We start from the raw sequence: 16,660 nt of genomic DNA on the forward strand, positions 1-16,660 counted from the left end.
GCTCCCCCGGCCTTACAATGGCCGTTACGTTCCACCCTCCATTCCCGGCCGTCCCCTGGAGCCTGCTGTCCAATGAATTTCCGTTCCGCCGCCACCGCCCTGGCCGCCACCCTGGTGGTGGGCCTGGCTTCCGCCCAGACGCCGCTGCCGACTCCGGCCACGCCGGCGCCCGCCGCCGCCGCCCCGGCCACCGTCGCCACTCCGCCGGCCCCGGCGCCAAGCGTGTCCAAGGCCTGGGTGCTGATGGATTACGCCACCGGCCAGGTGCTGGCTGGTGAAAACATCCACGAGCAGCTGGCCCCGGCCAGCATCACCAAGGTGATGACGTCCTACGTGATCGCCGCCGAGGTCAAGAACGGCAAGGTCCGTGCGGATGACCAGGTGATGATGAGCGAGCGCGCCTGGCGCGAGGGCGGCGCTGGCACCGATGGGAGCTACAGCGGCTTCCCGGTCAACCAGACCGCGCGCCTGGAAGACATGGAAAAGGGCATGGCGATCCAGTCCGGCAATGATGCCGCGATCGCCCTGGCCGAACATGTGGCTGGCAGCGAAGAGGCCTTTGCCTCGCTGATGAACAGCTACGCCGCCAAGATCGGCATGAAGGACTCGCACTTCGTCAACGCCCACGGCCTGACCGCCGAAGGCCATCACAGCACCGCCTACGACCTGGCGCTGCTGGGCCGCGCGATGGTCCGCGATTACCCGGAAACCTACGCGTACAACAAGATCAAGGAATTCCAGGTCGGCAACATCAAGCAGCCGAACCGCAACCTGCTGCTGTGGCGCGATGGCAGCGTGGACGGCATCAAGACCGGCCACACCTCCGAGGCGGGCTACTGCCTGATGAGCTCGGCCCAGCGTGGCGACCAGCGCCTGATCGCGGTGGTGCTGGGCGGTGCGTCGGAGAAGCAGCGTGCCGATGACAGCCTGGCCCTGCTGAACTGGGGCTTCCGCTTCTTCGAGACCCACCGCCTCTACGAGCCGGGCAAGGCCGTGGCCGAGCACAAGGTCTGGAAGGGCACCACCGACAAGGTGCAGCTGGGCGTGGCCCAGCCGATGCTGGTCAGCGTGCCGCGCGGCCGCTACAACGACCTGAAGCCGAGCATCGACGTGCCCAAGACCCTGGAAGCACCGTTCACCGTCGGCCAGCAGATCGGTACCGTGAAGGTCACCCTGGATGGCAAGGTCATCGCCGAGGCACCGCTGGTGGCCGTGGCCGCCGTCGAGCAGGCCGGCTTCTTCAAGCGCCTGTGGGACAGCTTCTGGATGTGGTGGGAATCGGAATGATCCACGCCCTGGCGTGGTGAAGGAAAAGGCCGGCGAATGCCGGCCTTTTCCGTTTCGGGATGCCGGCTCCGCATGATTCCCGCCGGATGTGGGTAGTGCCGGCCGCTGGCCGGCTGCCCATGAACCCATCCGGATGTGCCAACAGCCGGCCAGCGGCCGGCACTACCCTCGGCCCCTCGCTTACAGCGAGCCATGCAATAACCGGTGTGCCGACCAACGGTCGGCACCTACCCGTTTCACCCTCAGCCCCTCGCTTACAGCGAGCGGCTGATGGTGAAGCTGCCGAACACCGGTGCTTCGCGCTGGCCGTTGAACTCGCGCGTGCTGTGGTAGCGCGCCGCGGCGAACTTCCAGCGTCCGTACATCACGGCCACGCCGTAGCCGCCGTAGGCCACCACATGGCGCTTGTCCACGCTGTGACTGTTGCGGAACGTGTTGCCATCCAGCGTGATGTCGCGGATCACCCAGGCCGCGTCCGAGGTCGCGAACAGGTGCCAGGACCAGCCATTGGGACGGCCGCCGCGGGTCGGCGCAGTGTTCTCGCCGGCCGGGCGCAACGGCGTGCTGCCGAAGTCGTCCGGCAGCTTCCAGCCGAAGCGCACCTCACCGCCGAGGTTGGCCTTGGTTTCCAGGTTGCCGATCGACCCGCCGTAGTGGCTGATCGCGTCCCAACCCCAGCCGTCGGCATTGATGCTGGCATCGCCGGGCCAGCGGCGCATGCGCTCATGGGTCAGCATGAACAGCGGCTCGTTGTGCAGCTGGTTGTCCCAGCCCTTGAATTTCTCGTCGCCCAGCACTTCGTGCACGGCATTCTGCACCTGCTTGCCCTGTGCCCACGGGCCGACCACGCCCAGCGTCAGCTGGGTGGTCTGCAGGCGGTCGCCGCTGCGCGCATTGAAACCGAAGTTTGCGATCAGTACGCCGGCGTAAGGACGGTCGTCCTCGATCAGGTCCCTGCGGCTGAAATCGGTCGGGGTGAAGATGCCCTGGCCGATGCTGAAGATCATGTTCTGCTGTTCGAACCTGCCCGGATGCAGCCCTTCCAGGTACTGGTTCACCCAGCGCGCCATGCGCGGCAGGCAGGGGTCGTCGGTGTAGTCGACCAGATTGGGCGAGACCAGGGTCAGCAGCGCACCGTTGGTGTAGCCCTGGTCCTGGTGGCGGCCACCAAACAGGTCGTTGTCAACGCGGAAGTTGATCTGCGGCGGGTGGTCGCGCATCGCGTCCGGGCCACATTGTTCGGCCGCCTGGGCGGCAAGGGGGAGGGCAGAGGCCAGCAGGCCGGCCAGCCCCAGGGCTGCGACACTACGCATGGATGGAATGCTCATGGGGAAGGGGACGGTTTTCAGTCGTTATATGCAACGCTACGGTACTCGCGCCCGCGCGGCGGAACGAGCACGTTCGAATCACTTGTCTGTTCCGAAAACAACATTGTCCAGCGGACACAATTTGTTACCCGCGCAAGCGCCGCGGGTCTGGTGTGAAGGTGACCACTGGCCGCCATACGATGCCTGGGCCAGTGCGTGACAGCAGATTGCAGTCAGCTGCCGTTGGGCTTTCGCCCCGCGCCTCTGGGTGCTCTGCAACGCAGCAGGCCGCCGGTGCCGTCTTTGACGTTGATGAATACTCTTGGGTTTGTTGCCCTGCGGCCCGATAATGGGTCCATGGAAATCAAGTCCGACAACCCCGACCACGGCTTCCAGTTCCCCGGCCAGTTCGAGCTCAGCGCCATGGGCCCGGCCAACCGCGGCCTGGAACATGAGCTCCCCCGCCTGCTGCTGGCTGCCGGCATCGATGTCGTCAATGAACGCATCAGCTGGAAGCATTCCTCCAACGGCAAGTACGTGTCCGTCCGCATCGTGTTCAAGGCTGAGAGCCGCGAACAGTACGACCTGGCGCACCAGGCGCTGCGCGACCACCCGGAAGTGAAGTGGACGCTGTAGCCGACAGCTGCCCGGCTGAAGCCGCCCCAGAGGACCGCGCGCCGCGTCCGGCGCTGGTGCGTGACCTTGGCCGCCAGGCGTACGAGCCGGTGTGGCGCGCCATGCAGCGCTTCACCGACCAGCGCAGCGACACCGATGCCGACGAATTGTGGGTGGTCGAACACGACCCGGTGTTCACCCTGGGCCAGGCCGGCAAGGATGAGCATGTGCTGGCGCCGGGCGATATCCCGGTGCTGCATGTGGACCGTGGCGGCCAGGTGACCTATCACGGCCCCGGCCAGATCGTGGTCTACCCGCTGCTGCGCCTGCCGCGCCTGGGCATCGGTGTGCGCGATTACGTGTGCCGCATCGAGCAGGCCATCATCGATACGCTGGGCGAGTGGAACATCGGTGCCGAACGCCGCGAGGGCGCCCCGGGCGTCTATGTCGGCGGCGCCAAGATCGCTGCCCTCGGCATCCGCGTGCGTCGCGGCTGCACCTTCCACGGGCTGGCCTTCAATGTGGCCATGGACCTGGAACCCTTCCACCGCATCAATCCCTGTGGCTATCAGGGGTTGCAGGTGACCTCGGTGGTAGACTTGGGCGGTCCCTCCGGGATGGAGGCCGTCAAGCCGGTGCTGCTGGACCACCTGGCCCGCCAGTTCGGCCTGCTGCTGCAGCACACCCCCGAACTGCCCGATCTTTCTGCGGCCGCCTGACCGCCCCCGGAACTGCCATGACTGAAACCACCGCCCGTTCCATTCCCCTGCAGATCGTGCAGGGCGACTCCCCGTCCGCCGCGCCGTTGCAGGCCGGGGTCAAGCAGCTGGGCGGTGACAAGATCAACCGCTCGCCGGTGCAGTTCGCCGACGCGCCGGTGCTGCGCAAACCGTCCTGGATCCGCGTGCGCATTCCTTCGGGCAATGCCGTGCAGAACCTGAAGGCCAAGCTGCGCGAAAACCGCCTGGTGACCGTGTGCGAGGAAGCCAGCTGCCCGAACATCCACGAGTGCTTCGGCCACGGCACCGCCACCTTCATGATCCTGGGCGAGGTCTGCACCCGCCGCTGCTCGTTCTGCGACGTGGCCCACGGCCGCCCGAAGCCGCCGGATGCCAACGAACCGGCCAGCCTCGGCCAGACCGTGGCCGACATGGGCCTGAAGTACGTGGTGGTGACCAGCGTCGACCGCGATGACCTGCGCGACGGTGGTGCCCAGCACTTCGTCGACTGCATCACCGCCATTCGCGAGAAGTCGCCGGGCACCCGCATCGAAGTGCTGACCCCGGACTTCCGTGGCAAGGGCCGCATGGAGCGCGCGCTGGAGATCCTGGCGCAGAACCCGCCGGATGTGTTCAACCACAACATCGAGACCGTGCCGGACCTGTACCGCAACGTGCGCCCGGGTGCGGACTACCAGTGGTCGCTGAACCTGCTGAAGAACTTCAAGGCGCAGCATCCGGACGTGCCGACCAAGAGCGGCATCATGCTCGGCCTGGGCGAGGACTTCGAACAGATCAAGGCCACCCTGCGCGACCTGCGCGCACACGACGTGGACATGATCACCATCGGCCAGTACCTGCAGCCGACCGCACACCACCACCCGGTGCTGAAGTACTGGACCCCGGAAGACTACAAGGCGCTGGAGGACTACGGCTACGAGCTGGGCTTCAGCCATGTTGCCTCCGGCCCGATGGTGCGCTCGTCGTACCACGCCGACGTGCAGGCCAAGGGCGCCGGCGTCTCCTGAGGTGGGAGCGGACCGTTGGTCCGCACGCCTTCGCCAGCCATGGCCTGGCGCTGCCAATGGGTGTCACCACCCTCCTGGTGGGTGCGGACCGTTGGTCCCCACGCCTTCGCCTGCATTCACAATTTGCTACACCGGCCCGGCTAGGCTGGTTTTCCACCGAGCGCGGCCGGGTGACAAACCCGGCAACTTTCGGCACTGTCGTGGTGTCTTAACACCCCGCAGTCTTCCCCTTGGCAAGGCGCCTTCGAGCACGTCAATGAAATTCAAAGCCCCCGCATTCCTGATGGCCCTGGCGCTGGTCGCGCCACTGGCGTTGGCGGCCAAGGCCGACTCGCCCGCATTGCCCGCGGCGGCCACCGCCGACCAGGTGACCACCTCCAAGCTGGTGTACGGCCTGCTGTCCGACAGCCGCTACGCCTATCGCCCGCGCGCGCTGGACGAGGCCACCTCCAAGGACGTGTTCAAGCGCTATCTGGAAACGCTTGACGGCGGCAAGCAGTACTTCACCCAGGCCGACGTGGCGCGCTTCGCACCGTTCGAGGCCAACATCGCCTCGGCCATCCGGGGCGGCGAGCTGGAGCCGGCGTTCCAGGTGTTCGCCGTCTACAAGCAGCGCGTCGGCGAGCGCGTGGCGTACGCGCGCAAGCTGCTCAAGCAGGAGCCGGACTTCACCACCGACGAGCGCTTCGAGTACGACCGCAAGAAGGTGCCGTGGGCGGCCAGCAGTGCCGAGCTCGATGAGCTGTGGCGCAAGTCGGTGAAGAACGATTGGCTGCGCCTGAAGCTGGCCGGCAAGAAGCCGGATGACATCCGCAAGACGCTGGACAAGCGCTACGCGACGCTGGAGAAGTCGGTCAATGAACTGAAGGGCGAAGACGTCTTCCAGTTCTTCATGAATTCGTACACCAGTGCCGTTGACCCGCACACGGATTACTTCACCCCGCGCACCGCCGAGAACTTCAACCAGGCGATGTCGCTGTCGCTGGAAGGCATCGGTGCGCAGCTGCAGCGCCAGGACGATGTGGTGGTCATCCGCGAGATCATTGCTGGTGGCCCGGCCGCGGTGGATGGCACGCTGAAGCCGGGTGACCGCATCGTCGGCGTTGGCCAGGGCAAGTCCGGCCTGGTCGAGGACGTGATCGGCTGGCGCATCGACGATGTCGTGGCCAAGATCCGCGGCGCCAAGGACACCCAGGTCAAGCTGGAATTCATCCCGGCTGCCGAAGGCGCCGATGGCAAGCACCACACCCTGGTGCTGACCCGCCAGAAGGTGCGCCTGGCCGAACAGGCCGCCAAGGGCGAGACCATGACCATCCCGGCTGCCAACGGCGAGCCGGCACGCAGGATCGGTGTGATCAAGCTGCCGACCTTCTACCAGGACTTCGAAGGCCGTCGCCGCAATGCCGCCGACTACGCCTCGGCCACCCGCGACGTGGCCAAGCTGCTGGCCGGCTTCAAGAACGACAAGCTGGACGGCGTGGTGCTGGACCTGCGCAACAACGGCGGTGGTTCGCTGGATGAAGCGATCGAACTGACCGGCCTGTTCATCGAACAGGGGCCGGTGGTGCAGGTGCGCGAATCCGGTGGCCGCGTCACCGTCAACAGCGACCGCAACCAGGGCGTGGCGTGGGATGGCCCGCTGGCGGTGCTGATCAACCGTGGTTCGGCCTCGGCCTCGGAGATCTTCGCTGGCGCCATCCAGGACTACGGTCGCGGCCTGGTGATCGGTGAAACCAGCTTCGGCAAGGGCACCGTACAGAACATCGTCGACCTTGACCGCTGGCCGAGCGGCGAGACCCAGCGCTTCGGCCAGGTCAAGCTGACCATTGCCCAGTTCTTCCGCATCAGCGGCAGCAGCACCCAGCACAAGGGTGTGGTGCCGGACCTGGCCTTCCCGGCCAGCGTCGATGCCACCGAGTTCGGCGAGAGCACCTACGACAACGCACTGCCGTGGACCCGCATCGCCGCCGTGCCGCACACCCAGTACGGCAACTTCGCGCCGTTGCTGCCGAAGCTGGAAACCCGTCACGACGCGCGCATCGCCACCGACAAGGAGTTCCAGTGGTGGAACGAGGACGTGCAGCAGTTCCGCACCGAAGCGGCGAAGAAATACATCTCGCTCAACGAGGCGACCCGTCGCGCTGAGCGCGAGCGCCAGGATACCCAGCGCAAGGAGCGCCAGGTGCAGCGCAAGGAGCTGGGCCTGGCCCTGGACCCGCTGGCCGATGACAGCAGCGATGACGGCCTGACCGGCAACGAGCGCGACATCGTCAAGGATGCCGCGCGCGAGAAGGCTGCCGAAAAGCGCCCGGACCCGCTGCTGCGCGAGTCGGCCTCGATCCTGGCCGACGCGGTGAACCTGCTGGCCAACGACCGCCCGCTGTCGGCGCAGGTGCTGCCGCAGTCCACCGGTGCCGGCCGCTGGGCGGACTGAGCTGGCGACGGCATGTGATACCCGAGGGGCCGGCATTGCCGGCCCTTTTTTCGTTTGGGGGACCTCGTTCACGGTAGCGCCGTGCCATGCGTGGCGGGGCGAAGTGCCACAAACGACTTAATCCCCTCCGTCCCCTTTTCCGTGCATGAACCGGCAGCAACGCCGGGGGCTGGCGGGCGTACTTTCGACCTGCCGCACACGGCCGCAGGACTACCCTTGGCGGTAACGTCCTCGCAGGAGTACCCATGCGGGCCTCCCGTCTTTCCAGTGTTGCCGTGGCGCTCGCCAGCGCCCTGATCCTGTCGGCCTGTGGTGGCCGCGCCGCCGACAGCACGTTGCTTCGCGAATCCTTTGATTCCGGCGACACCTTCTCGCGCACCGTCGATGGCCGTCCCGGTGACGCCTGCGAGGCCGCACGGCGCACCCTGCTCAGCCAGGGCTATGCCATCGCCCGTTCCGACGCGGCGCAGGTGGAAGGCAACAAGAACTTCCAGCCGCGCGAGGACGATCACGAGCAGCTGGTGCTGCGTATTTCCTGCGCGCCGCGCGGGAGCCAGACACTGGTATTCGTCAGTGCCGTGCAGGATCGCTATGCGTTGAAGAAGAGTCCGACCTCGGCCAGTGTTGGTGTCGGTGCGCTCGGATCTGTATCGCTGCCGTTCGGCAGCAATGACGACTCGCTGGTGAAAGTGGCCAGCAGCACGGTTACCGATGCTGAGTTCTATCGTCGCTTCTTCCAGCGCCTGCAGCAGTACCTTCCGGCGGAGGCAGGCAAGCCCGTTCCGCCCGTGGCCACAACCCCGGAGCCCGCACCGGCGAGCACGGACCAGGATTGAACGTGCGCGGCAGATGGATGGGTGTGGCCCTGCTGCTGCCCGCGCTGGGCGCGGCAGCCACGCCGCTGGACTGTACACAAGGCCTGCTGCAGCGCCTGGGGTGGCACTTCGAAACACGCGCGATCGGTGCACCGCAGGTGCATGGTGGCCCTGTGTGCACCCGCGCGTCGCTGCCGGAGGCTCAGGCGGCAGGCGATCTGCGCGTGCAATGGCCGGCGGACATGCCCGCTGCAGCGCGCAAGGCGTTGCTGCAGCAGGTGCTGGACGACCCGGCTACGGTTTGCGCCTACGCCTTCCAGCTGGGTGCAGCCACGCAACGTGCCGCTGCTGCACTGCAGGGCAATGCAGGATTCCGCTTCTCTGGCCTGCAGCTCGGTTGGATCGGCTTCGGCCTGCACGGCGCACAGGCGCAAGGCTGGCAGCGCACGCGAAGCTTCGGCCGTGGTTTCGTGCCCATTACGGGCAACAGCCAGGCGCTGCAGGCGTTCTACAGCGGCAATGTGCGCGCCGAATGTGGAGTCGGTCGCCAGGTCGCACAACTGGCCACACAGCGCGAGCTGTATGGCGATGCGGCCTTCGACGCTGGATTCTCCGCAGAAGAACTGTCGATCGGTACGTTCCTCGCGCTGCACGATACCGACAGCATCCTGCTTGGCGCACACGCCGGTGACTACTTCGCCGATGGCAAGGCGGTGCGCACCTCGGCGATGGGCCGCCAGGCCTTCGTCGGTGTGCCTGGTTTCATCGAACATGTGTACGACAAGGGCATGCTGGACGACCTGAGCAACCAGGCCGAAAACTTCGTGGTGGTGTCGGTGGGCGAGGAGGCCGCGCAGGCATTGGCCGCGCACGGCGGCCTTGCCTGGTACGACCAGCGCAATGCCGAGCTGTGGGCGCTGGCGCAGGACATCCCGCGTATCGGCCGGCGCTACTTCGAACGCCTGTTGTTCGAGCGCGACCCGGACCTTCGTGCACGGCTGGAACCGCGCTACCACGCCACGCTGGCACGCATGGACCGCCTGCTGGACGATCCGTTCTACCAGCAGTTCGTGATCTATGTGCATCCGCGCGGTATACGTCCCATCGGCTACCACATCGCCCGCCTGCTTGACCGCAACCCGCGAACCCCCTTTTCGATCGACCTGGCGGTGCACAATCTGCATACCACGCTCTACCGGCGTTGGCGCGAGGCGCAGCTGCGCCACTGCGCGGCTACCGGCAGGCCAGGCAGCCTGACCCTAGACCCCAACTGAAGGTGAAACAATGGATATTGCAATGATCGGCCTCGGCCGCATGGGCGCCAACATGGCCCAGCGCCTGCATCGCGGCGGCCACCGCGTCGTCGGCTACGACCCGGGCGAAGGTGCCCGCCAGCGCGCCGCCGAGGCCGGCCTGGAGGTGGTCGATTCGCTGGCCGCCGCGGTGGCCGCGCTGCCGGTGCCGCGCGTGGTATGGCTGATGGTGCCGGCTGGCGAAACCGTCGACCAGACCCTGGGTCAGCTGACTCCGCACCTGGCCGAGGGTGACATCGTCATCGACGGCGGCAACTCCAACTACCAGGACTCGATCCGTCGCGCCAAGGCGCTGGCCGAAGACGACCTGGGCTACGTCGACTGCGGCACCAGCGGTGGCGTGTGGGGCCTGCAGGAAGGCTACAGCCTGATGGTCGGTGGTGAAGCGGCGGTGGTGGAGCAGATCGCACCGCTGCTGCGCACGCTGGCACCGGCCGAAGACCGTGGCTGGGGTCGTGTCGGCCCGTCCGGCGCTGGCCACTTCACCAAGATGGTCCACAACGGCATCGAGTACGGAATGATGCAGGCCTACGCGGAGGGCTTCGCGCTGATGGAGCGCAAGCAGGAAATGGAACTGGACCTGGCCCAGGTGGCCGAAGTCTGGCGCCACGGCAGCGTGGTGCGCTCGTGGCTGCTGGACCTGAGCACCGAAGCCCTCAAGCGCAATCCGTCGCTGGATGGCATCGCGCCGTACGTGGAGGACTCCGGTGAAGGCCGCTGGACCGTGGCCGAAGCGATCGCGCTTGATGTGCCGGCACCGGTGATCACCCTGTCGCTGCTGGAACGCCTGCGCTCGCGCGAATCCAATTCGTTCACCGACCGCCTGCTGTCGGCGATGCGCAATGAATTCGGCGGCCACGCCATCAAGAAATCGTAAGCACGAAGCTGGGGTCGGATCCCTTTCCGCAGGAAAGGGCTCTGACCCCATGCAGGCAGTCGAGCATGGCTCGACTCTGCAAAAGCCGTCTCCGATGGCTTCCACGTCGATGTGTCGACCAAGGTCGACACCTACCGTCGGGCGCGGGAATCTGTCGAAGGCGGGGTGGGTCCGGCTCCCGCAACCGGACCCATCCCGCCATCTCACGGATAGCCGGTTTTTGCCGTTGCTGTTGAGGTTGCCGGCCAGCGGCCGGCACTACCGCGGGTGCAGGGCGCAGCCCTGCCGATCACCCCAACGCGATCCGCCGCCCTTCGCGCGCACTGTCCATGCCTGCCTGCAGCAGCCGCATCAGCTGCAGCGCCTGCACCGGTTCGACCGTGGCTTCGCCGTCGCCATGCATGGCCGCGGCGAACTGCGCATACAACCGACGGTAGTCACCGGGCAGATTGTCGACGGTGCCGCGCTGCACGTTGTCCTCGGCATCACAGCGCACCAACTCGCCATGCCGCGGGTCGATGCCCCAGCCGGGCGCACCGGGCGCCACACCGCGGCGCAGCTGCGCTTCCTGCACATCCAGGCCGTGCTTGATCCAACTGGCCTTGCTGCCATGCACGCTGAAATGCGGCGTGGGAGCTGCCACCAGGGAGCCGGAATGCACGATCGCGCGATGCCGCGGGTAGTGCAGCACGGCGTGGAAGTAATCGATGGCGCTGCCGCCATCGCGCTGCACGGCCAGATCAGCATCGATCGCTTCGGGCCAGCCGAACAGCACCAGCATCTGGTCCAGCAGGTGCGGGCCTAGGTCGTACCACAGGCCACTGCCGGGACCGTCCTGCTCGCGCCAGCGGTCACGCACCTGCGGGCGATAGCGATCGAAGTGCACATGGCACTCGGCGATGTCGCCCAGCGTCCCGTCCGCAAGCAGCGCCTGCAGCGTGAGGAAGTCGGCATCGAAGCGCCGGTTCTGGAACACGGTGGCGATGCGTCCGGCATCGCGTGCCGCAGCCAGAACGGCTTCGGCTTCAGCGACATCCAGCGCGAACGGCTTGTCGACCAGCACGTGCTTGCCAGCGGCCAGCGCTGCGATCGCCAGCGGCGCGTGCTGTTCATTGGGCGTGGCGATCACTACGGCATCCACGGCCGGGTCGTCGAACACCTCCTGCGGCGTGGCACGCACGTGCACGTCGCTGAACGCGCGCAGCAACGTGTCTCGCTGCGAACTGACGATGCTGTGCAGCACCAGGCCGGGTGTGTGCTGGATCAGCGGTGCGTGGAAGACACGGCCGGCGAGGCCGTAGCCGATCAGGGCCAGTAGCAGGTCGGGGCGCATGACAGAGCTCCGGCAGTGGGAAGGGCAGGGTAAACGACGCGGGCTCACGGGCCAAAGCTGAACGGTTGTCGTTGCAGGTAGCCCGATTCACAGCGGCATGACCGCGACGCCACGCCTGCTCTACGCCGGTTTGTCCAGACTGGCAGCACATTCCGAAGGAGTACGACACGATGAGCAATACGACCCGCACGCTGATTGCCTCCGCCCTGACGCTGGGCCTGGCGCTGTCCTCCTCGGCCGCATTCGCCAAGGATCCGGCCGCGAAGAGCCCGCCGACCAGCGCGCACCCGGCGACCCATGCTGATCGCCACGATTCCAACGAGCCGGTGACCGATACCTGGATCACCACCAAGGTGAAGGCCGACCTGCTCGCCAGCAGCAACGTTCCGGGTACCGAAATCAAGGTGGAAACCGTGAACGGCGTGGTCAGCCTGAGCGGTGCCGTAGCGAGCCAGGCCGAGAAGGACAAGGCCGTCACCACCGCCAAGGGCATCAAGGGCGTGACCCGCGTTGATGCAGCCGCATTGAAGGTCAGCGCTGCCGCCAAGCGCTGAACCTGATGGGCGCCCCCTCGCGGGGCGCCCGTTGAGCTGTAGGGCCGCGGCCATGTTCGGCTGGAACTCCAAGGCAGCCGAGCATGGCCCGGCTCTACAGGTCTGAGGACTGCGAACCTGTTCAGCCAACCAGGGGGGAAACCCCTGCGTTGTGACCGCCTGCGCTATATTGCCGGTTCCGCCGCAGCCGGACAGGGTCCGGCCGACGCCCTGCGGCCGTGCTGAAGAGGAACTATGGCGCTGGTTTTCAGTGACGACATCTGGGACCGCTGGCGGTTGCCGGCCCTGGCGCTGGCGGCCGCAGCGATCATCGTGGTGCCGTGGTTGACCCTGCGTAAACTGCAGCAGGACAACGAGCAGGCAATGGCCTGGGTCAACCATACCCAGGCGGTGGGCGTGGCCCTGCAGCAGCTCCAGGCTGATGTGCGCGACGTCGAATCGGCCGCATTGACGCTGTCCAAGGGCGTGGACGCACCCGGGCTGCGTGAGCGCATGGCCGCAGCCAACGACATTCCCGGTCGCTTGGCCGAACTGGGGCGGATGACCCGCGACAACCCCGACCAGCTGATCCGCATCGGCCGTATCGAATCGATGCTGGAAGGACGGATGGCGCTTGCCCGCGAGCTGGCCAGATCTGAACCCAACAGCGATCAACGCGAGCTGGTGAAGGACCTGAGCACGCGCTATCCGATCCGTGGCCTGGTGGAAGAACTCCAGGCCAGCGAACAGCAACTGTTGACACTGCGGGCCGAGCAGGCGGCGCGCCAGCGCAAGCAGACCGAGCTGGTGTCTTGGAGTTCGCTGGTGATCCAGCTGGGACTGCTCGGCCTGGTGCTTTGGCTCCTGCAGCGGCAGATCGGGCGGCGCCTGCACGCCGAACGCCAATCGCTGCGCTCGGCGGCACGCGCGGCATCGGTGTTGCAGACCGTGCGCGAACCCATCGTGCTGCTCGACCGCGACCTGCGCGTGCAGTTGCATAACCCCGCCTTCGCCGAGCTGTACGGGCTGCAGGACGAACGCGCCGATGGCCTGCTGCTGGAAGGCGTCGGCGACGGTGCCTGGAAGGACGCCGTCGTGCGCCAACGCCTGTCCGACGTGCTGCTGCGCGGCCGCGAGCTGTGGGATTTCGAGCACGAACAGCGCACCGCCGACGGCATGGCGCGCTACATGCTGCTGAACGCACGGCGCATGCCGCTGCCCGATACCGATGATGAAGTGGTGCTGCTGACGGTCAGCGATGTCACCATGCAACGCGCAGTCCAGCTGCGCGTTGAAGAGCTCAACCGCCAGCTGGAAGGCAAGGTCGCGCAGGTGTCCGAGGTCAACAGGGAACTGGAAGCCTTCAGCTACTCGGTCTCGCACGACCTGCGCGCACCGCTGCGCCACGTCGCTGGATTCTCCGACAAGCTGTCGCGCCACCTGGGCGACGCTGCCGATGACAAGAGCCGTCATTACCTGGACGTGATCTCCAGTTCGGCCCGGCGCATGGCGGCGCTGATCGATGACCTGCTGGTCTACTCGCGCCTGGGCCGCGCGGCGATGCGCCAGCAGGCGGTGGACATGCAGTCGCTGGTGGCCGATACCCGCGCCATGCTCGATTCCAACCTGCAGGCCGAGGCGGAGAACAGTGGCCATGTGCATCAGGTGGAGTGGAGCATCGCGCCGCTGCCGATCGTGGTCGGCGATGAGAACATGATCCGCCAGGTCTGGCTGAACCTGCTCGGCAACGCGGTGAAGTACTCGGGCAACCGCGAACCGGCGAAGATTCGCGTGGACTACCAGCCGCAGCCTGACGGCGGTCATCAGTTCACGGTCAGCGACAATGGTGCAGGCTTTGACATGGCCTACGCCGGCAAGCTGTTTGGTGTCTTCCAGCGCCTGCACAAGGCCAGCGACTACCCGGGTACCGGCATCGGCCTGGCCAGCGTGCGCCGCGTGCTCACCCGTCATGGCGGCCGTATCTGGGCCGAGGCTGAACCGGACGTCGGCGCCACCTTCCACTTCTACCTGCCTCCCGCGATCGATGCGGAAAAACAAGGGCCTTCTGCATGACCACTTTGCGCACCATTCTTCTCGCCGAAGACAGCCCGGCCGACGCCGAAATGGCGATCGACGCCCTGGAAGAGGCGCGTCTGGCCAACCCCATCGTGCACGTCGAGGATGGCGTGGAAGTGATGGACTACCTGCTGCGGCGCGGCGCCTTCGCCAACCGCGAGGAAGGCCTGCCGGCAGTGCTGCTGCTGGACATCAAGATGCCGCGCATGGATGGCCTGGAAGTGTTGCGGCAGATCCGCGAACACGAAGAGCTCAAGCGCCTGCCGGTGGTGATCCTGTCGTCCTCGCGCGAGGAAAGCGATCTGGCCCGGAGCTGGGACATGGGCGTGAATGCTTATGTGGTCAAGCCAGTGGACGTGGACCAGTTCTTCGGCGCCGTACAGACGCTGGGCAAGTTCTGGGCGTTGATCAACCAGGCACCGGAACTCGAGTGAGCCCATGCCCTTGACCGGTCCCGCCCTGGGGGCGCTGCGCATCCTGCTGGTGGAGGACTCACCGGAAGATGCCGAGCTGATGTCCGAACAGATGCTCGATGCGGGCCTGGAGGCCCGCTTCGAGCGTGTCGAGAGCGAGGCCGAACTGCGCCAGGCACTGGCCGCGTTCCAGCCGGACATCGTGCTGTCCGACCTGAGCATGCCGGGGTTTTCCGGTGATGATGCGCTGCGCATCGTGCGCGAGACCTCGCCGGAAATACCCTTCATCTTCGTCTCCGGCACCATGGGTGAGGAGAATGCGGTGGCGGCGCTGCAGAAGGGCGCCAATGACTACATCATCAAGCACCAGCCGGCGCGGCTGCCGTCGGCGGTGGCACGTGCGATCCGCGATGCACGCAGCGCGATCGAGCGCGCACGGGTGGAAACCGAGCTGATGCGCGCACAGCGCCTGGAAAGCCTGTCGCTGCTCGCAGCCGGGCTCAGCCACGACCTGCGCAACATCCTGCAGCCGTTGCTGATCATGCCGGACCTGCTGAAGGCGCGTACCGACGATCCGCAGCTGCACCACCTGGCCGATGTCATCGCCGAGTGCGGCCGCCGTGGCCATGAGATGGCCGAATCGATGCTGTCGTTCGTGCGCGGTTCGCGCAAGCCGAGCGAGCGCATCGAGATCGATGGCCTGTTCGATGCGGTGGCACTGCTGTTGCGCAGCAACGTGCCTGATGCGGTGCGCCTGGAGTTGCAGGTGCAGGACGAAGGCCTGGTGGTCGACGCCAACTACACCGAACTGCAGCAGGTGATGCTGAACCTGGCGCTCAACGCGATACAGGCGATGCCCAACGGTGGCCGCCTGAGCCTGACTGCCAGCCATGCCGGCCATCGCGATGGCGTGGACTGGATGCACATACGGGTCGCCGACGAAGGCATCGGCATGGATGCGGACACGCTGTCGCACCTGTTCAATCCGTTCTTCACCACCAAGGCCGACGGCACTGGCCTGGGGCTGATTTCCTGCAAGCGCATCGTCGAAGGTGCCGGCGGCAGCATTCACGTCAGCAGCCAGCCGGGGCAGGGCACCTGCTTCGAACTGCGCCTGCCGATGCACGACGCCATCGATGGCAGCGAGCCGATCGAACAGCTGGTGGCCTTGGGCAGCGGCCAATCGATCCTGGTGGTCGATGGCGAAGCCACGCGTCTATCGCTGCTGGGCAATGCGTTGTCCAGCCAGGGCTACCAGCTGCAGTTGGCTTCCGATGGCCCGGCAGCGCTGCGCTGGATGCAGCAGGAGGCGATGCCCGCGCTGGTGATTGCCGATGCCGGCTCCAAGCTGCTGCCGGCCAGCCAGCTGCTGGGCGAGATGGCGACGTTGGGCTATCGCGGCCCGGCACTGGTACTGGAAGACCCGGCAGTGCCGGTCGCGGCCGATGCCTTCCCGGACGGCGTGGAGGTGCATGTGCTGCACAAGCCGCTGCAGATGCAGCAGGTCTTCCGCGCCGTGGCCGAAGCGCTGGGCTGATGCCCCGGTAGTGCCGGCCGCTGGCCGGCATCCCTGTGTGGCGGGATCAATGCGGTTGCCGGCCAGCGACCGGCACTACCGTTCGGCAGTTTGCCAGGGGAAGCGTGGCAGGGCGTCCACCGCCTGTTCCAGCCGCTGCAGATGCAGCAGGTCTTCCGCGCCGTGGCCGAAGCGCTGGGCTGATGCCAGGTAGTGCCGGCCGCTGGCCGGCATCCCTGTGTGGCGGGATCAATGCGGTTGCCGGCCAGCGGCCGGCACTACCGTTCGGCAGTTTCCCAGGGGAAACGCGGCAGGGCGTCCATCGCCTGTTCCAGCCGCAGCAGATGCAGCTGGTCTTCCGCGCAGCGGCCGAAGCGCAGGGCTGATGCCAGGT

At 66.6% G+C, this 16,660-nt stretch carries 14 protein-coding genes; 12 read left to right on the forward strand and 2 right to left on the reverse strand.

Annotated features, from left to right (window positions below; translation table 11 throughout):
- Nucleotides 1-72 precede the first annotated feature (72 nt).
- Nucleotides 73-1,287, forward strand: coding sequence for a D-alanyl-D-alanine carboxypeptidase family protein (locus tag AC5P7E_RS06475; protein WP_099562490.1), 1,215 nt, complete (start codon nucleotides 73-75; stop codon nucleotides 1,285-1,287).
- 254 nt (nucleotides 1,288-1,541) lie between these two features.
- Here AC5P7E_RS06475 and AC5P7E_RS06480 read toward each other — a convergent pair whose 3' ends face one another.
- The gene (locus tag AC5P7E_RS06480) at nucleotides 1,542-2,600 is read right to left on the reverse strand and encodes a lipid A deacylase LpxR family protein (protein WP_080101830.1); all 1,059 of its coding nucleotides are present in this window, start codon (nucleotides 2,598-2,600) and stop codon (nucleotides 1,542-1,544) included.
- A gap of 351 nt (nucleotides 2,601-2,951) precedes the next feature.
- Here AC5P7E_RS06480 and AC5P7E_RS06485 point away from each other — a divergent pair, with 351 nt between their 5' ends.
- The 7 genes from AC5P7E_RS06485 to gnd all read left to right on the forward strand — a co-directional run bounded on the left by AC5P7E_RS06485 (nucleotide 2,952) and on the right by gnd (nucleotide 10,395).
- The gene (locus AC5P7E_RS06485) at nucleotides 2,952-3,230 is read left to right on the forward strand and encodes a YbeD family protein (protein WP_005411067.1); all 279 of its coding nucleotides are present in this window, start codon (nucleotides 2,952-2,954) and stop codon (nucleotides 3,228-3,230) included.
- Nucleotides 3,218-3,928, forward strand: coding sequence for a lipoyl(octanoyl) transferase LipB (lipB, locus tag AC5P7E_RS06490; protein ID WP_005411066.1), 711 nt, complete (start codon nucleotides 3,218-3,220; stop codon nucleotides 3,926-3,928). Before AC5P7E_RS06485 ends, lipB begins: the two co-directional genes overlap by 13 nt.
- Before the next feature lie 17 nt (nucleotides 3,929-3,945).
- Nucleotides 3,946-4,956 carry a lipoyl synthase gene (lipA, locus tag AC5P7E_RS06495; RefSeq protein WP_005411065.1) on the forward strand — a complete coding sequence of 337 codons (1,011 nt, stop codon included), beginning with the start codon at nucleotides 3,946-3,948 and terminating at the stop codon, nucleotides 4,954-4,956.
- Nucleotides 4,957-5,212: 256 nt separating this feature from the next.
- A complete protein-coding gene (locus AC5P7E_RS06500; RefSeq protein ID WP_005411064.1) occupies nucleotides 5,213-7,390 on the forward strand; it encodes a carboxy terminal-processing peptidase in 2,178 nt (725 codons plus the stop codon).
- Between the two features lie 245 nt (nucleotides 7,391-7,635).
- The gene (locus AC5P7E_RS06505) at nucleotides 7,636-8,226 is read left to right on the forward strand and encodes a DUF2242 domain-containing protein (RefSeq protein WP_005411063.1); all 591 of its coding nucleotides are present in this window, start codon (nucleotides 7,636-7,638) and stop codon (nucleotides 8,224-8,226) included.
- Between the two features lie 17 nt (nucleotides 8,227-8,243).
- The gene (locus AC5P7E_RS06510; protein WP_043033998.1) at nucleotides 8,244-9,479 is read left to right on the forward strand and encodes a hypothetical protein; all 1,236 of its coding nucleotides are present in this window, start codon (nucleotides 8,244-8,246) and stop codon (nucleotides 9,477-9,479) included.
- Nucleotides 9,480-9,489: 10 nt separating this feature from the next.
- The gene (gene gnd / locus AC5P7E_RS06515; RefSeq protein WP_005411061.1) at nucleotides 9,490-10,395 is read left to right on the forward strand and encodes a phosphogluconate dehydrogenase (NAD(+)-dependent, decarboxylating); all 906 of its coding nucleotides are present in this window, start codon (nucleotides 9,490-9,492) and stop codon (nucleotides 10,393-10,395) included.
- A 289-nt stretch (nucleotides 10,396-10,684) separates the two neighbouring features.
- On the opposite strand, the gene AC5P7E_RS06520 is transcribed toward gnd, so the two are convergent.
- A complete protein-coding gene (locus AC5P7E_RS06520) occupies nucleotides 10,685-11,728 on the reverse strand; it encodes an oxidoreductase (protein ID WP_060381119.1) in 1,044 nt (347 codons plus the stop codon).
- Nucleotides 11,729-11,898: 170 nt separating this feature from the next.
- Between AC5P7E_RS06520 and AC5P7E_RS06525 the strand changes: the two genes are divergently transcribed.
- The 4 genes from AC5P7E_RS06525 (at nucleotide 11,899) to AC5P7E_RS06540 (ending at nucleotide 16,287) form a co-directional block, all read left to right on the forward strand.
- Complete coding sequence (locus AC5P7E_RS06525; RefSeq protein WP_005411059.1) at nucleotides 11,899-12,282, forward strand: BON domain-containing protein; 384 nt, start codon at nucleotides 11,899-11,901, stop codon at nucleotides 12,280-12,282.
- Between the two features lie 234 nt (nucleotides 12,283-12,516).
- Nucleotides 12,517-14,334 (forward strand): sensor histidine kinase, encoded by a 1,818-nt coding sequence (locus tag AC5P7E_RS06530; protein ID WP_114618219.1) that lies wholly within the window; start codon nucleotides 12,517-12,519, stop codon nucleotides 14,332-14,334.
- A complete protein-coding gene (locus AC5P7E_RS06535) occupies nucleotides 14,331-14,771 on the forward strand; it encodes a response regulator (RefSeq protein WP_005411057.1) in 441 nt (146 codons plus the stop codon). The genes AC5P7E_RS06530 and AC5P7E_RS06535 overlap by 4 nt, the downstream gene beginning before the upstream one ends.
- A gap of 4 nt (nucleotides 14,772-14,775) precedes the next feature.
- Nucleotides 14,776-16,287 carry an ATP-binding protein gene (locus AC5P7E_RS06540; RefSeq protein ID WP_059035445.1) on the forward strand — a complete coding sequence of 504 codons (1,512 nt, stop codon included), beginning with the start codon at nucleotides 14,776-14,778 and terminating at the stop codon, nucleotides 16,285-16,287.
- Nucleotides 16,288-16,660 lie beyond the last annotated feature (373 nt).

Source organism: Stenotrophomonas sp. YJH_SMC_25 (assembly GCF_059369595.1).

Bases quoted from the DNA above. Each gene is read 5' to 3' on its own strand.
- AC5P7E_RS06500 (WP_005411064.1), top strand. From the start codon at position 5,213: ATGAAATTCAAAGCCCCCGCATTCCTGATGGCCCTGGCGCTGGTCGCG.
- AC5P7E_RS06525 (WP_005411059.1), top strand. From the start codon at position 11,899: ATGAGCAATACGACCCGCACGCTGATTGCCTCCGCCCTGACGCTGGGC.
- AC5P7E_RS06505 (WP_005411063.1), top strand. From the start codon at position 7,636: ATGCGGGCCTCCCGTCTTTCCAGTGTTGCCGTGGCGCTCGCCAGCGCC.
- AC5P7E_RS06535 (WP_005411057.1), top strand. From the start codon at position 14,331: ATGACCACTTTGCGCACCATTCTTCTCGCCGAAGACAGCCCGGCCGAC.
- AC5P7E_RS06540 (WP_059035445.1), top strand. From the start codon at position 14,776: ATGCCCTTGACCGGTCCCGCCCTGGGGGCGCTGCGCATCCTGCTGGTG.
- AC5P7E_RS06475 (WP_099562490.1), top strand. From the start codon at position 73: ATGAATTTCCGTTCCGCCGCCACCGCCCTGGCCGCCACCCTGGTGGTG.
- AC5P7E_RS06480 (WP_080101830.1), bottom strand. From the start codon at position 2,600: ATGCGTAGTGTCGCAGCCCTGGGGCTGGCCGGCCTGCTGGCCTCTGCC.
- AC5P7E_RS06510 (WP_043033998.1), top strand. From the start codon at position 8,244: ATGGGTGTGGCCCTGCTGCTGCCCGCGCTGGGCGCGGCAGCCACGCCG.
- lipA (WP_005411065.1), top strand. From the start codon at position 3,946: ATGACTGAAACCACCGCCCGTTCCATTCCCCTGCAGATCGTGCAGGGC.
- gnd (WP_005411061.1), top strand. From the start codon at position 9,490: ATGGATATTGCAATGATCGGCCTCGGCCGCATGGGCGCCAACATGGCC.
- AC5P7E_RS06530 (WP_114618219.1), top strand. From the start codon at position 12,517: ATGGCGCTGGTTTTCAGTGACGACATCTGGGACCGCTGGCGGTTGCCG.
- AC5P7E_RS06520 (WP_060381119.1), bottom strand. From the start codon at position 11,728: ATGCGCCCCGACCTGCTACTGGCCCTGATCGGCTACGGCCTCGCCGGC.
- AC5P7E_RS06485 (WP_005411067.1), top strand. From the start codon at position 2,952: ATGGAAATCAAGTCCGACAACCCCGACCACGGCTTCCAGTTCCCCGGC.